The sequence below is a fragment of the Geodermatophilus sp. URMC 64 genome, assembly GCF_053502555.1.
Genome location: NZ_CP199955.1, coordinates 93,623 through 106,886, shown reverse-complemented (window position 1 = coordinate 106,886; position 13,264 = coordinate 93,623). Strand labels below are relative to the sequence as shown.

Genomic DNA, 13,264 nt, shown 5'->3' with positions numbered 1-13,264 from the left:
GCGCCTATCGTGGAAAGCGCAGCAGGCGTCCGGTTCCCGCGCGGAACCGGATGACCGCCGGGCCACACGGCCCGAGCGCCCCGGCCCCGGCGCGTGTCTTTCCGCGCTGAGGAGACCTCCGCTTGACCACCCTCGAAGCACCGGTGCGCCGCGGCGCGCGCAGTGACTACGCCGACCTGTCCGCCCGGATCAAGGCGGCCGGCCTGCTCGAACGGCGGACCGGCTACTACGTGGTGAAGTTCGCCCTGACGCTGGGGCTGTTCGCCGCCGGCTGGGTGGCCTTCGTGTTCATCGGAGCCAGCTGGTGGCAGCTGCTCACCGCCGCCGTCCTCGGCGTCCTGTCCACCCAGGTCGCCATGCTCGGCCACGACGCCGGGCACAAGCAGGTGACCCGCACCCGGGGCAGCAGTTACCTGCTCGGGATCGTGCTCGGCAACCTGCTGACCGGCCTCAGCTTCGGCTGGTGGCTCGACAAGCACAATCGGCACCACGCGCACCCGAACCACGGGGAGCTCGACCCGGACGTCGCGCCCGCCGGTCCGCTGGTGTTCCTGCACGGCCAGGCCGAGGGCCGCACCGGCCTGCTCGCCTGGCTCACCCGGCACCAGGCCGCCGTCTTCTTCCCCATCCTGTTGCTCGAGGGCCTGAACCTGCACGTGGGCAGCTTCGCGGCGCTGCGCGACGGCACGGTCAAGGCACGCCTGCGGGAGGGTGCGCTGCTCGCCGTCCACCTCGTGGCCTTCGTCGGCGCACCCTTCGTCGTCCTCTCCTTCTGGCAGGCGCTCGCGTTCCTCGCCGTCCACCAGGCCGTGTTCGGCTTCTACATGGGCTGCTCGTTCGCGCCGAACCACAAGGGGATGCCCCCGCTGACCGAGGAGGAGGAGAAGGACTACCTCCGCCGGCAGGTGCTGACCGCGCGCAACGTGCGCGGGAGCCGGTTCACCGACTGGCTGCTCGGCGGCCTGAACTACCAGATCGAGCACCACCTCTTCCCGAGCATGCCCCGGCCGAACCTGCGCCGGGCCAAGCCGCTCGTGGAGCGGTTCTGCGCCGAACGCGGCGTCCGGTACGCCGAGACGGGCCTGCTCGACTCCTACGGCCAGGTGCTGCAGCACCTGCACGACGTCGGGGAGCCCGGGCGCGCCTGAGCGCGCCGGCTCACCGCCGGTTGAGCCCGATCAGCCGCTCCACCAGGAACTCGACGGCGGCCTCGCTGTCGACGCGCTCGGCGACCTCGACGGCGCCCGGTGCCGCGGACACGGTCCGCCGGTCCACCAGGGTCTGCCCGCGGCCGGCACCGAGCGTAGTGTCGACGACCACCGACCGCCGCACGGTGCCGACGGTGCCCGGGACGATCGCCTCGGTGAGGGCGAGCGCGTCGTGCACCACCACGCCCGCGGTCCCGTAGGAGGTCCGGGCGTGGTCGAGGTACTGCCGCAGGATCGCCGCGGCGGTCGCGCCGACCGGGCCGGCGGCGGCGAAGCGGGCGATGCCCGCCTCGGTCAGGACGGTGGGCACGGTGACGTCGAGGCCGACCATCGTGGTCGGCAGCCCGGCGGTGAGCACCGCCTGGGCCGCCTCCGGATCGACCCAGACGTTGAACTCCGCCGCCGCGGTGACGTTGCCGCCGAGCGCCGCGGACCCGCCCATCACCACGAGCCGGCCGATCCGCTCCGCCGCCTCGGGGAAGACGCCGAGCAGCAGCGCCAGGTTGGTCATCGGGCCGATGGTGGCCACGGTGACCGGCTCGGGTGAGGACAGCAGCAGGTCGGCCAGCGCCACCACGGCCGGGCGCGGGTCCAGCGGCGCGGGGGACGGCGGCAGCTCGACCCCGCCGAGGCCCGCGGCCCCGTGCACGTGCCCGGCGCGCTCGGCCTGGGGGTGCACCAGCGAGGAGTGGGCGCCGGCCGCGACCGGGACGTCGGCCCGCCCGGCCAGGTGCAGCACCCGCCGGGCGTTCTCGGTCGTCTGCGCCAGCTCGACGTTGCCGTGCACCGTCGTCACCAGCCGCAGGTCCACCTCCGGGCTCGCGACCGCGAGCAGCAGCGCGAGGGCGTCGTCGATGCCGGGGTCGGTGTCGATCACCAGCGGGGTGCGGGCCACCCGCTCATCCCACCAGACGGGCCCTCGTCGGCGGCTCAGCGCTCCTCGACGCTGCCGCTGCCGTCCACGTGGCGCTCCACCTCTGGGCCGCCGCCGTAGGTGACCGTGCCGCTGCCGGTCACGACCGCGACCAGGAAGTCGCTGACCTCGACGTCCGCCGAGCCGGAGCCGGAGATCGTCACGTCCGCGACCTTGCTGTCGAGCTGCCGGGCGTCGTACTGGCCCGAGCCGTCGACCTCCACCACCTGCCGGCCGGCGCGGCCGTCGAGGGTCACGGTGCCCGAGCCGGAGAGCCGCACCCGCAGCTCGTCGACGTCGAGCCCCTCGGCCCGCAGGGTCCCCGAGCCGGACACCTCCAGGGTCGCGGCCGCGGGCATCACCAGCTCGTAGCGGACGTCGCCGAGGTCCCCGACCGACCGCTCGGCGTCGAGGACCAGCCGGCCGTCGCGCACCTCGCTGGTCAGCTGGTCGAGCACGTTCTCCCCCGCCGTGATCCGAAGCGACGGCGTGTCCCCGGTCGTCAGGACCAGCTCCCCGCTGGTCGCCAGCTCCACCCCGGACACCGCCTCGACCGGGCGGTCCTCGCTGCGCGCCGGACCGGGATCGCCGGTGAACGACGTCAGCCCGCACCCGGTGAGGAGGACCACGGCTGCCGCTACCCACGCCCCGCGCATGGGTGCATGCTCCTCCGCCGGAGGGCGCCGGAGAGGATCTCGTGCATGCCGCACGTGCTCCTCGCCAGCTGCGCCGACGCCCGGGGTCTGGACGACGACGAGCCGCTGCTCGTGGCCGCGCTCGCCGACGCCGGCCTGACCGCCGCGGCCGCCGACTGGGCCGACCCGTCCGTCGACTGGGCCGCGGCCGAGCTCGTGGTGGTGCGCTCGACGTGGAACTACGCGCCGCGCCGCGACGACTTCCTGGCCTGGGCCCGGGCGGTCGAGGCGGCCACCGGGCTGCACAACCCGGCCGCGGTGCTCGAGTGGAACACCGACAAGCGCTACCTGGCGGAGCTGGCGGAGGCCGGGGTGGCGGTCGTCCCGACGGCGTGGGCCGCGGAGGACGGGCAGCTGGCCGCCGCGCTGGACCGCTGGGCCGGCGACGTCGTCGTCAAGCCGGTCGTGTCGGCCGGCGCCCGCGACACCGCCCGCTTCCGGGCCGGCGAGGACCCGCGCCCGTTCGCCGAGCGGATCCTCGCCGGCGGGCGGCCGGTTATGGTGCAGCCCTACCTCGCCCGGCTGGACGACGAGGGGGAGACCGGGCTGGTCTACCTGGACGGCGAGTACAGCCACGCGTTCGGCAAGGGCGCGCTGCTCGCCGGGGCGCCGCTGGGACCCGGCCTGTTCGCCGCGGAGACGATCACCGCGCGCACGGCCGACGCCGCGCAGCTCGCCGTCGGCGACGCCGTCCTGGCCGCCGTCCGCGCGCGGACCGGGATCGTGCCGCTCTACGCGCGCGTCGACCTGGTGCCGGGGGACGACGGCGCCCCGCTCGTGCTCGAGGTCGAGCTGACCGAGCCGAGCCTCAATCTCCCGGTCGCGCCCGGCTCCGCGCAGCGGCTCGCCGCCGCCATCGCCGCGCGCCGGTAGCTCCGTCATTCCCGGACACGCCGCGCGTGTCCCGGAGCCGGCGAGGTGACCACAGCCGGAAATGGCCCTCTCCCGCGGGGAAACGGGCGGATTGTCGACAAGGAAACCGCTGGAAGAACGGGTCATCGCACCCATTTCCGGGCGGTGGCAACGGTTCGGTCACGCGCGGTCAAGCGGCGTCGGAAAACCGCCGAGAAAACGCGCCCCGCTCCCTACCTTTCTCCTTGTCCGCGGCACCTTCCCCAGCCGCGGTCAGGACGTCGAAAGGAGGACGGCATGAACGGCGAGACGCGCTCTCCGGCCGCAGCACCGCTCGTGCCGTCCTCCTCCGACGCGGACCGGTCCCTGGCCGGCCTGCTCGACGTGCTCGACCGCGCCGACGCGATGCTGCCCCGGCAGCCGCAGCGCCCCCGGCGCTCGGTGGCCTACCGCTCCGCGCGGGGCGTCGCCCTGCGGCCCGTGCCGCCGCTGCGGTCCTCCGCGCCGGCGCCGGCCGTGCCCGTCCCCGCCCCGGCCCCCGCGTCCGTCCCCGCTCCCGCTGTCGCGCTGCCGGGCGGCCTGCGCGGGCTGGCCCGCCGCGCGGCGCTCTGGGGCGCCGGCCCCGAGGGGGAGTACCTCGCCTGGCGCGCTGCCCGGCCGGCCGCCGTCCCGGCACCCGATGCGGCGCCGGCCCGCCGTCCCGGCCGCCTGCGCGGCCTGGTCCGCCGGCTCGCGCTCTGGGGCGCCGGTCCCGACGGCGCGCACCTCGCCTGGGGCAGTTCCGTCCGGGTGATCTCGCTGGCGCCCGAGCCGCCCGCTCCGCCGCGCCCCGACGGCCCCGTCGTCCTCCGCGAGCTGCCGAGCACTCCCACGATCCCGCGCGCCGGACGCACCGCGGCGCCTACGGTGGCCGAGTGTTCACCACCCGCCCGGAACTGGCCGGAACGTTCGGCATGGTCGCCTCGACCCACTGGCTGGCCACCGCCGCGGGCATGGCCATCCTCGAGGCCGGCGGCAACGCGTTCGATGCGGCCGTCGCCGCCGCGCTGGCCCTCCAGGTCGTCGAGCCCCACCTCAACGGGCCCGGCGGCGAGGTCCCCGTCCTCTTCGCCAGAGGGGATACGGGGGAGCCCGTCATCCTGTCCGGTCAGGGGGTCGCCCCCGCCGCCGCGACGATCGACGCCTTCCGGGAGCTGGACCTCGACCTGGTCCCCGGAACCGGCCTCCTCGCCGCGACGGTCCCGGGCGCCGTCGGCGCCTGGCTGACCCTGCTGCGCGACCACGGCACCCTGCCGCTGGACGCCGTCCTCCGCTACGCCATCGAGTACGCCGAGACCGGCCACCCCCTGCACCCGCGGGTGGTCGCGACCTGCGCCTCGGTCTCCGAGCACTTCCGCACCCACTGGCCGACCTCGGCCGCCACCTGGCTCACCTCCGACGGAGCGGTTCCCGCCGCCGGCAGTCTTTTCCGCAATCCGGTTCTGGCCTCGACCTACCGCCGCCTGCTCGACGCAGCGCGCGGTCCCACACGGGAGGCGCAGATCGACGCGGCACTGGCTGCCTGGTATACGGGATTCGTCGCCGAGGCGATCGACAGGTTCTGCCGGTACCCGGTGATGGACGACTCCGGTCGTCCCCACCCCGGGTTTCTGACCGCGCACGACCTGGCCACGTGGACCCCGAGGTACGAGCCGCCGGTCACCCTGGACTGGCGGGGGTGGACGCTCGCGAAGGCCGGGCCGTGGTCCCAGGGTCCGGCACTGCTCCAGGCGCTGGCGATGCTGGACGGCGCACTGCCGGCGGGCCCCGCGGGAAGCAACGCCTCCGTCTCCGAAGACGCGGACACCGCCGAGGTGGTGCATGCGAGCGTCGAGGCGACGAAGCTGGCGATGGCCGACCGCGAGGCCTGGTACGGGGACGTGGACGATGTGCCGGTGGACGACCTCCTCTCGTCCACCTACGCCGCCGAGAGGCGGGCGCTCATCGGGGGGACCGCGAGCCGCGAGCTGCGGCCCGGCTCCCCGGGCGGGCGCCCGCCCCGGCTGCCGGCCTTCGTCACCGCCGGCCACGAGGGCCCCCGCGTCCACTCCGCCGCGGGTGTGGGCGAACCGACCGTCGACCCGCTGGGCACGACCCGCGGCGACACCTGCCACGTCGACGTCGTCGACCGGTGGGGCAACCTCGTCTCCGCCACCCCCTCCGGCGGCTGGTTGCAGAGCTCGCCGGTGATCCCGGAGCTGGGCTTCGCCCTCGGCACCCGGGCGCAGATGTTCTGGCTCGAGCCGGGCCTGCCGAACTCCCTGGCCCCCGGCAAGCGCCCGCGCACCACCCTCACGCCGTCGCTCGCCCTGCGCGGCGGCGTCCCGGCGCTGGCCTTCGGCACCCCGGGCGGGGACCAGCAGGAGCAGTGGCAGCTGTGCTTCTGGCTCGCCCACACGCTGCGCGGGCTGGACCTGCAGGCCTCCATCGACGCCCCGGCCTGGCACACGACGAGCTTCCCGTCGTCGTTCTACCCGCGGGACACCTCGCCCGGGGAGATGGTGGTCGAGTCCCGCATCGGGGACGACGTGGTCGCCGAGCTGCGCCGCCGCGGCCACGCGGTCGTGGTCTCCGACGCCTGGACGCTGGGCCGGCTCTCCGCGGTCAGCCGGGACGCGGAGACCGGCGTGCTGCGGGCCGCCGCGAACCCCCGCGGGATGCAGGGCTACGCCGCCGGACGGTGACCGGCCGCGTTCGTTCCGACACATTTGTTGTGTGCGACCGGATGTTCGTGAGACAAAGGAACGTCGATAGTCGGGTCGGACGGGCGCGATCGTCGTAGTCCCCGCATCGCTCGGGTGATCCAGGAGAGGGTCCCCGGCCCCACGCTTCGGAAGGAACCGGCGTGAGCACTGACGGCCGCCTGGCCGCCGTCCGCCGGCTGGAGGAGACCGCCGTCGGGTCGCGGTCGCTGCAACGGCTCACCGAGCTCACCGCCCGGCTGCTCGGTGCGCCCTCGGCCCACGTGGCGCTGCTCGGGGAGACCCAACTGATCGTGGGCGGCGCCGGCCTCCCGCCGGGGTCGCTCGGTGCCCGGTCCCCGCTCGAGGACGTGCTGTGCACGGCGGCCACCGGCAGCTCGGGGCCGCTGGTGGTCACCGACGCGCGCGCGGACGAGCGGGTGGCCGCCCTCGCGCCGGTGACGTCGGGCGCCGTCCGGTCCTACCTCGGCATCCCGCTCGCCGCGCACGACGGGCAGGTCGTCGGGACGCTGTGCGTCTTCGGGCCGCGGCCGCGGGCCTGGACCGACGCCGACGTCGCGCTGCTGCGCCAGATGGCCGACTCCGTCGCCACCGAGCTCGAGCTCTCCGCCCTGGCCCGCGAGTTCGAGGCGCACCGGGTCCGCTTCGAGCTGGCGATCGACGCGGCGGAGATCGGCAGCTTCGACTGGGACCTCACCACCGGCCGGCTGATCTGGGACGACCGGCTGGTCCAGCTGTTCGGCTACGAGCGGACCTCGTTCACCGAGAGCATCGAGGCGTTCAACGCGCGGCTGCATCCCGACGACCTGTCCCGGGTCTCCGACGCGCTCCGGCACGCGATCGAGACGGTCGGCGGCTACGACGCGGAGTACCGCATCGTGCTGCCGACGGGGGAGACCCGCTGGATCCGGGCCCGCGGCCGCGCGGTCGGGGACGACACCGGGACCGCCGTCCGGTTGCTGGGCGCCGCCTACGACACCACCGAGCAGCGGGACGCCGACGCCCGCGTCGCCCGGGTCCTCGAGACGATGACCGCGGCGTTCTTCGCACTGGACCGCGACTACCGCTTCACCTACGTCAACGCCGAGGCCGAACGGGTGCTGCAGTCCTCCCGGGACGACCTGCTCGGCGGCGACATCTGGCAGCTGTTCCCCCTCGCTCTGGGCAGCGCGTTCGAGACGCACTACCGCGGCGCGATGACCTCCGGCGAGGAACGGGTCTTCCAGGCGTACTACCCGCCGCCGCTGGACGCCTGGTACGAGGTCCGGGCGTGGCCGGGCCCCGACGGGCTGTCGGTGTACTTCCTCGACATCACCGAGCGGCGCAGCGCCGAGGAGCGCGCCCGGCGCAGCGCCGCGCGGCTGAGCCTGGTCGCCGAGGTCAGCACCATGCTCGCCGGCACCGTCGGCGACCGGGGGGACGAGCGCGCGGCGCTGCAGCAGCTCGCCGAGATCGTCGTCCCCGTGCTCGGCGACTGGGCCATCGTGAGCCTGCTGGACGAGGACGGGCGGATCCGGGACGTCGGCAGCTGGCACCGCGACGCGGACGCCCGGGACCTCACCGCCCGGTACGCCGAGCTGCGCCTGGCCGCGATCGACGCGGACGCGCCGGTGTTCAAGGCGCTGGCCTCGGGCCAGCACATGGTGGTCCCGGACGTGCCGGCGGCCGTCCGGGCCGGCCTCGACCCGGTGGTGCGGCCGGTCTTCGACGAGCTGGCGCCGCGGAGCGCGATCACCCTGCCGCTGACCGCGCGCGGCCGCACGCTCGGGGCACTGAGCATCTACCGCTCGGCGGGGCGCGGGCCGGCCGACGACGAGGACGTCGCCGCCGCCCGCGAGGTGGCCGAGCGGGCGGGCCTGGCCCTGGACAACGCCCGCCTGTACGAGCAGCAGCGGCGGCTCGCGGAGGGCCTGCAGCGCAGCATGCTGACCGCGCCCCCGGAGCCCGACCACGCCGAGATCGTCGTCCGCTACCACCCGGCCGTGCAGGCCGCCGAGGTCGGGGGCGACTGGTACGACGCGTTCCTGCAGCCCAGCGGCGCCACCGTGCTCGTCATCGGCGACGTCGTGGGCCACGACACCGAGGCGGCGGCCACCATGGGCCAGCTGCGCGGGCTGCTGCGCGGCATCGCCTACCGCGACGGCATCCGCCCGGCCGAGGTCCTCACCGACCTCGACCGCGCCGTCGAGGGGCTGCAGATGCGTGCGCTGGCGACCGCGGCCATCGCCCGGGTCGAGCAGACGGCGGAGGAGCGGGCCGCCGGGCTCACCCGGCTGCGGTGGTCGAACGCGGGTCATCCGCCGCCGCTGCTGCTGCACCCCGACGGCCGGATCGAGCAGCTGGCCGGCGAGCGCGCGGAGCTGATGCTCGGCGTCGACCCGACCGCCCGCCGCACCGAGTCCGTGGTGACCTTCCGGCGCGGCGCGACGGTGCTGCTCTACACCGACGGCCTGGTCGAGGGGCGCGACCTGTTGCTCGACGAGGGCATCGCCCGGCTGCGCGCCGCGCTGGCCGAGCTGGCCGACCGGCCCCTGGCCGAGCTCTGCGACCGGCTGATCGAGCGGCTGCGCCCCGACGGCCTGCAGGACGACATCGCCCTCGTCGCCATCCGGCTGCACCCCCAGGACCGCCCGCGCCCGGCGGAGGCCGGGCCGCGCCGCCTCCCGCCCAGCGTGCCGCCGGAGTAGAAGGGGCCGTTCAGCCGCGGGGCAGCAGCGCCCAGACGACCTTGGCGTCGTGGCTGACGTACCAGCCGTGCGCCGTGGCCAGCTCGGCGATCAGGTACAGCCCCAGGCCGCCCTCGCTGGGGTCACGGCCGACCGCCGGCACCGGCGGTGAGGACGGCGCCTGATCGGTGACCTCGATGAGGTAGGCCTGCTCGGTCAGCCGCACGGCCGCGGTCACCCGGCTGCCGCCGCCGTGGCGCAGCGCGTTGCTGGCCATCTCGTCCAGCGCCAGCACCAGCTGGTCGCGCAGGTCCTCGCTCTCGGCGTCCCGCCGACGCGCGGTGGCGGTGGCGTGCCGGCGCACCTGCGACCGGACGACGGGCAGCTCGGCGACGTCGGTCAGCTCGAAGAACAGCCCGTCGTGCGCCGCGGGCGGGGTCGCCGACGGCCAGAGCGGCTCCGCCGACGTGCCCGCCACCATGCGTCCCCTTGCCACCGAGGCCGCGCGGAACGGCGACCGAACATCTCGTATGGGCCGCGGGGCGGCCGTCCAAACGTCATGGGACACGCATCACCCCGGACGGGTGAAGGCGGTGGGCTCAACCGGCGGCCAGCTCGGCCAGCTTCGACACCGTGTTCCAGTTCCGGTTGGTGCCGGCGACGCCGAGCAGCCGGTCCCACTTCCACTTCGCCATGGCACTGTCGGCCATGCCGCCCGGCAGCCACAGGTAGAGCTCGCGGCCGCGGACCACGTACTCGCCGTCCTCGGCGGGCGGGAGCTCCGCGATCCGGGCCTCGGCCGGTGCCTCGGGGAAGAAGGTCACCGAGTACCGGGCCGGGTCCGTCGCGACCGCGCCGAGCGGGTCGGCCTCCAGCACCGCCGCGAGCTCATCGCCGGTGCGGATCACGACCGGCACCTCGAAGCCGAATTCCTTCTCGATCTCCCGCGTCAGCTGCGTCGCGAGGTCGGCCTCCGGGAGCGGGCTGTCGAGCAGCACGTTGCCGCTGCGCAGGTAGGTGCGCACGTCGCCGTGCCCGGCCGCGGTGAGGACGGCGCGTAGCCGGGGCATGTCGACCTGGCGGGCCTTGCCCAGGTTGATGCCGCGCAGCAGGGCGACGTAGCGGGTGCTCATGCCGCGCACGCTAACGCTCAGCCGCCGACGAACACGGGGTCCCAGGCGCCCAGGGTGACGCTCAGGGTCACCGCGACGGCGCAGACGGCCACGGTGGCGGCCACGGCGACGGCGTCCCGGCGGTGCAGCCGCGACCCCCGGGCATGGGACCGGGGGACGCCGGAGTCGAAGCCGCGGGCGTCCATCGCGGTGGCCAGCCGGGAGCCGCGGCGCACCGCACCGACGAGCAGGGTGAAGGCCGCACCGGCCAGCAGCCGGACGGCGGCCACCGGATTGCGCCCGGCCTCCACCCCCCGCGTCCGCCGGGCCAGCCGGATCGCCTCGAACTCGGTCACCAGCAGCGGGGCCAGGCGCAGCGCGGCCAGGGCGCCGTAGGCGAACCGGGTGGAGACCCGCCAGTGGATCGTCAGCGCGTCGGCCATGCGCACGGGGTCGGTCGAGGAGACGAGCAGCACGCCGGGCAGCGCCAGCCCGACCACCCGCAGCGCCAGTCCGACGCCGGTGACGAGGGTCGCCTCCTCCGCCAGCAGCACGTTGACCACGCCCACCGAGGAGGCGCCGACCAGCAGCGGCCAGGTCCGCCGCAGCAGCACGCCGGGGCGGGTCAACCCGGCGGCGGGGAGCAGGCAGAGCTCCGCCGCGACGACCACGGCCGGGGTCACGACGTCCAGGCTGGTCAGCAGCACCAGGGTGGCCACGGCCATCGCCGTCAGCTGCGCGACCGGGTTGATCCGGGACAGCGGCACGTCCGGCGCCGGCCCCAGCGCCAGCGACGTCACAGTGCTCCCCGTTCGCTACCGCGGGACGCTCCGCTCCTCGCTCGTTCCTTGCTGCGATGCTCACGCCCCTGTCCGCTCATGGCGAGCCGGTCGTCGGCGAGGACGGCGACCAGGTCGGCGTCGTGCGTGACGACGGCGACCGCGCAGCCGCCCGCCCGCTGCTCGGCCAGCAGCGTCACCAGCTCGCGCCAGGTGGCGGCGTCCTGGCCGAAGGTCGGCTCGTCCAGCACGACCACCCGTGGCGAGGTGGCCAGCGCGGTGGCCACCGACAGCCGCCGCTGCTGGCCGCCGGAGAGCGTGTACGGGTTGGCGTCGGCGAAGGCGGTCAGCTCCAGCCGCTCGAGCAGGGCGTCGGCGGTCGCCCGGGCGGCCGTGGCGTGCTCGCCGGAGCGCAGCGGCCCCAGCGCCAGCTCGTCGCGCAGCCGCCCGGTGAGGAACTGCTGCTCCGGCTGCTGGAACACCGTGCCGATCCGGCTGACCAGCTCGCCCGCCCGCCAGCGGTGCGGCTCCCGGCGGCCCCGCCGCACACCGGCGGCCAGCTCGTCGGCCGCCAGCACGCGGCCGGCCGTCGGGCCGCGCAGGCCGGCGAGCAGCAGCGCGAGGGTGGACTTGCCGGTACCGTTCGGGCCGGTGATCGCCAGCGCGCGCCCGGCCCGGAGCGTCGCGTCGGCGCAGGCCAGGGCCGGGGCGCTCGCGCCGCGGTAGGTGAACCCGGCCGCCTCGGCGGCGAGCAGGACCGGTCCGTCCGCCGCTCTCGGCAGCTCCAGACCGGCGGTGCGGGGGACCGGCCGCCAGTCCGGCCCGTGCTCGACCAGCCCGCCGTGCACCACCTCGACGACCCGGTCCACCAGCGGCAGCCACGGGGCGGCGTCGTGGTCGACGACGAGGACGGTCGCCGAGCGGTCGGCCGTCGACCGCGCCACGGCGTCGCGCACGAGGGCTGCGCCGGAGCCGTCGAGCTGGGCGGTCGGCTCGTCGAGCAGCAGCAGCCCCGGCCGCCGCGCGAGGACGCCGGCCAGCACCAGCCGCTGCTTCTCGCCGCCGGAGAGCGCCGCGGTGGGCCGCTCGCGCCCGTACCGGAAGCCGACGGCGGCCAGCGCCTCGTCGACCCGCGGCCAGATGACCTCCGCGGGCAGGCCCGCGTTCTCCAGCCCGAACGCGACGTCGTCCCCGGCGCGCGTCATGACGAGCTGGCTGTCGGGATCCTGGGCGAGCAGGCCGGTGCGGCCGCGGGCGGCGCCCGGCGGCGCGCCGTCGACGGTGAGCTCGCCGGTGATCTCGGTGCCCTCGGCGTCGAGGAGGCCGGCGAGCGCGGCGAGCAGCGTGGACTTGCCGGCGCCCGAGGCGCCGGTGAGCAGCACCCGCTCGCCGGGCTCGACGACGAGGTCGGCGCCGGTCAGCGCCCAGGCGCGGCGGGAGGCGTGCCGGACGCCGAGGCCGCGAGCCACGACCCGGGCGGGTCCGGAGGCCGGCACGCTCGCGCTCCGAGTCCGCTGCGGACCGGGAGCGCGAGCGCCGGTGGGCAGGAGATCGGCCACCGGAGCGGCTCAGACGCGGCGGCGGCCCGCGGCGAAGGCGTTCAGCGCGCCGGTCCGGGCCAGCGCGCGGACCAGCAGCAGTCCGACGATCCCTGCCAGCAGGACGCTCGAGAGCACGGTGAAGACCGTGTAGGGCAGCTGGAAGCCGAAGAAGGAGAGCTCGCTGTAGTAGAGCGAGTTGTCCAGGATCGACGTCGAGAGCCCGGCGGTGACCCCGGCGAGCACAGCCGTCCCCCAGCCGAACGTCCGGTAGCGGGTGAGCAGGAAGCCGATCTCGCCGCCGAGGCCCTGGACCAGGCCGTACACGACGATGATCCCGCCGTACGGCGAGCCGAGCAGCAGGCTCAGCGCCGCGGCCAGGGTCGAGGCGAAGATCGCCGCGCCCGGCTTGCGGACCAGCAGCCCGGCGACGACCCCGGGCATGAGGTAGACGCCGTTGAGGATCGCCGCCAAGGGAGCGAAGAAGGCCAGCGGCGCGCTGAGCACGCCGAAGGCGAGGTTCCACGCCCAGAAGACGACGCCGAACGCCACGCCGAGGACGGCGGTGACGACGATGTCGACGGTGCGCCAGCGCCGGGGCGCGGACTGCTCGTCGGCGGGGACGGACGACGGACGGACGGCCTGGTCGGCCATGGATTCCTCCAGACTCCCTGCGCCGGCATTACCCGGATCAGGTTCGAGGGTCTGCGGCGGACCGCACTCTCAGCGCCTAGGCGCTCCCCTGTCGGTTTCTTCTGTT

At 75.6% G+C, this 13,264-nt stretch carries 11 protein-coding genes and 1 riboswitch; of the genes, 4 read left to right on the top strand and 7 right to left on the bottom strand.

All coding sequences use genetic code 11. The features are described from left to right. Positions 1-122 precede the first annotated feature (122 nt). Complete coding sequence (locus ACWIYF_RS00515; protein WP_448626158.1) at positions 123-1,148, top strand: fatty acid desaturase family protein; 1,026 nt, start codon at positions 123-125, stop codon at positions 1,146-1,148. Between the two features lie 10 nt (positions 1,149-1,158). Here ACWIYF_RS00515 and ACWIYF_RS00510 read toward each other — a convergent pair whose 3' ends face one another. Continuing rightward, on the bottom strand, positions 1,159-2,103 hold the full coding sequence (locus tag ACWIYF_RS00510) for a nucleoside hydrolase (RefSeq protein ID WP_448626157.1): 945 nt from the start codon (positions 2,101-2,103) through the stop codon (positions 1,159-1,161). A 35-nt stretch (positions 2,104-2,138) separates the two neighbouring features. After that, a complete protein-coding gene (locus ACWIYF_RS00505; protein WP_448626156.1) occupies positions 2,139-2,777 on the bottom strand; it encodes a head GIN domain-containing protein in 639 nt (212 codons plus the stop codon). A 45-nt stretch (positions 2,778-2,822) separates the two neighbouring features. Between ACWIYF_RS00505 and ACWIYF_RS00500 the strand changes: the two genes are divergently transcribed. From ACWIYF_RS00500 to ACWIYF_RS00490, 3 genes are all read left to right on the top strand, one after another. Beyond that, positions 2,823-3,689, top strand: a complete 867-nt coding sequence (locus tag ACWIYF_RS00500) for an ATP-grasp domain-containing protein (RefSeq protein WP_448626155.1) — start codon at positions 2,823-2,825, stop codon at positions 3,687-3,689. Positions 3,690-4,582: 893 nt separating this feature from the next. Beyond that, positions 4,583-6,391, top strand: a complete 1,809-nt coding sequence (locus ACWIYF_RS00495) for a gamma-glutamyltransferase family protein (RefSeq protein WP_448626154.1) — start codon at positions 4,583-4,585, stop codon at positions 6,389-6,391. 161 nt (positions 6,392-6,552) lie between these two features. Beyond that, the gene (locus tag ACWIYF_RS00490; protein WP_448626153.1) at positions 6,553-9,096 is read left to right on the top strand and encodes a SpoIIE family protein phosphatase; all 2,544 of its coding nucleotides are present in this window, start codon (positions 6,553-6,555) and stop codon (positions 9,094-9,096) included. Positions 9,097-9,106: 10 nt separating this feature from the next. On the opposite strand, the gene ACWIYF_RS00485 is transcribed toward ACWIYF_RS00490, so the two are convergent. The 5 genes from ACWIYF_RS00485 to ACWIYF_RS00465 all read right to left on the bottom strand — a co-directional run bounded on the left by ACWIYF_RS00485 (position 9,107) and on the right by ACWIYF_RS00465 (position 13,158). Next, positions 9,107-9,556 (bottom strand): ATP-binding protein, encoded by a 450-nt coding sequence (locus ACWIYF_RS00485; protein WP_448626152.1) that lies wholly within the window; start codon positions 9,554-9,556, stop codon positions 9,107-9,109. Positions 9,557-9,674: 118 nt separating this feature from the next. Then, positions 9,675-10,208, bottom strand: a complete 534-nt coding sequence (locus ACWIYF_RS00480; RefSeq protein ID WP_448626151.1) for a DUF1697 domain-containing protein — start codon at positions 10,206-10,208, stop codon at positions 9,675-9,677. 17 nt (positions 10,209-10,225) lie between these two features. Next, a complete protein-coding gene (locus ACWIYF_RS00475) occupies positions 10,226-10,987 on the bottom strand; it encodes an energy-coupling factor transporter transmembrane component T family protein (protein ID WP_448626150.1) in 762 nt (253 codons plus the stop codon). Next, positions 10,984-12,462, bottom strand: a complete 1,479-nt coding sequence (locus ACWIYF_RS00470) for an ABC transporter ATP-binding protein (protein ID WP_448626149.1) — start codon at positions 12,460-12,462, stop codon at positions 10,984-10,986. Before ACWIYF_RS00470 ends, ACWIYF_RS00475 begins: the two co-directional genes overlap by 4 nt. Before the next feature lie 72 nt (positions 12,463-12,534). Then, positions 12,535-13,158, bottom strand: a complete 624-nt coding sequence (locus ACWIYF_RS00465) for an ECF transporter S component (RefSeq protein WP_448626148.1) — start codon at positions 13,156-13,158, stop codon at positions 12,535-12,537. Beyond that, positions 13,156-13,258: riboswitch (TPP riboswitch) on the bottom strand. (Overlaps the previous gene by 3 nt.) Positions 13,259-13,264: the final 6 nt, after the last annotated feature.

Coding starts and splice junctions, on each gene's coding strand:
- ACWIYF_RS00505 (WP_448626156.1), bottom strand. CDS start 2,777: ATGCGCGGGGCGTGGGTAGCGGCAGCCGTGGTCCTCCTCACCGGGTGC.
- ACWIYF_RS00500 (WP_448626155.1), top strand. CDS start 2,823: ATGCCGCACGTGCTCCTCGCCAGCTGCGCCGACGCCCGGGGTCTGGAC.
- ACWIYF_RS00485 (WP_448626152.1), bottom strand. CDS start 9,556: ATGGTGGCGGGCACGTCGGCGGAGCCGCTCTGGCCGTCGGCGACCCCG.
- ACWIYF_RS00480 (WP_448626151.1), bottom strand. CDS start 10,208: ATGAGCACCCGCTACGTCGCCCTGCTGCGCGGCATCAACCTGGGCAAG.
- ACWIYF_RS00465 (WP_448626148.1), bottom strand. CDS start 13,158: ATGGCCGACCAGGCCGTCCGTCCGTCGTCCGTCCCCGCCGACGAGCAG.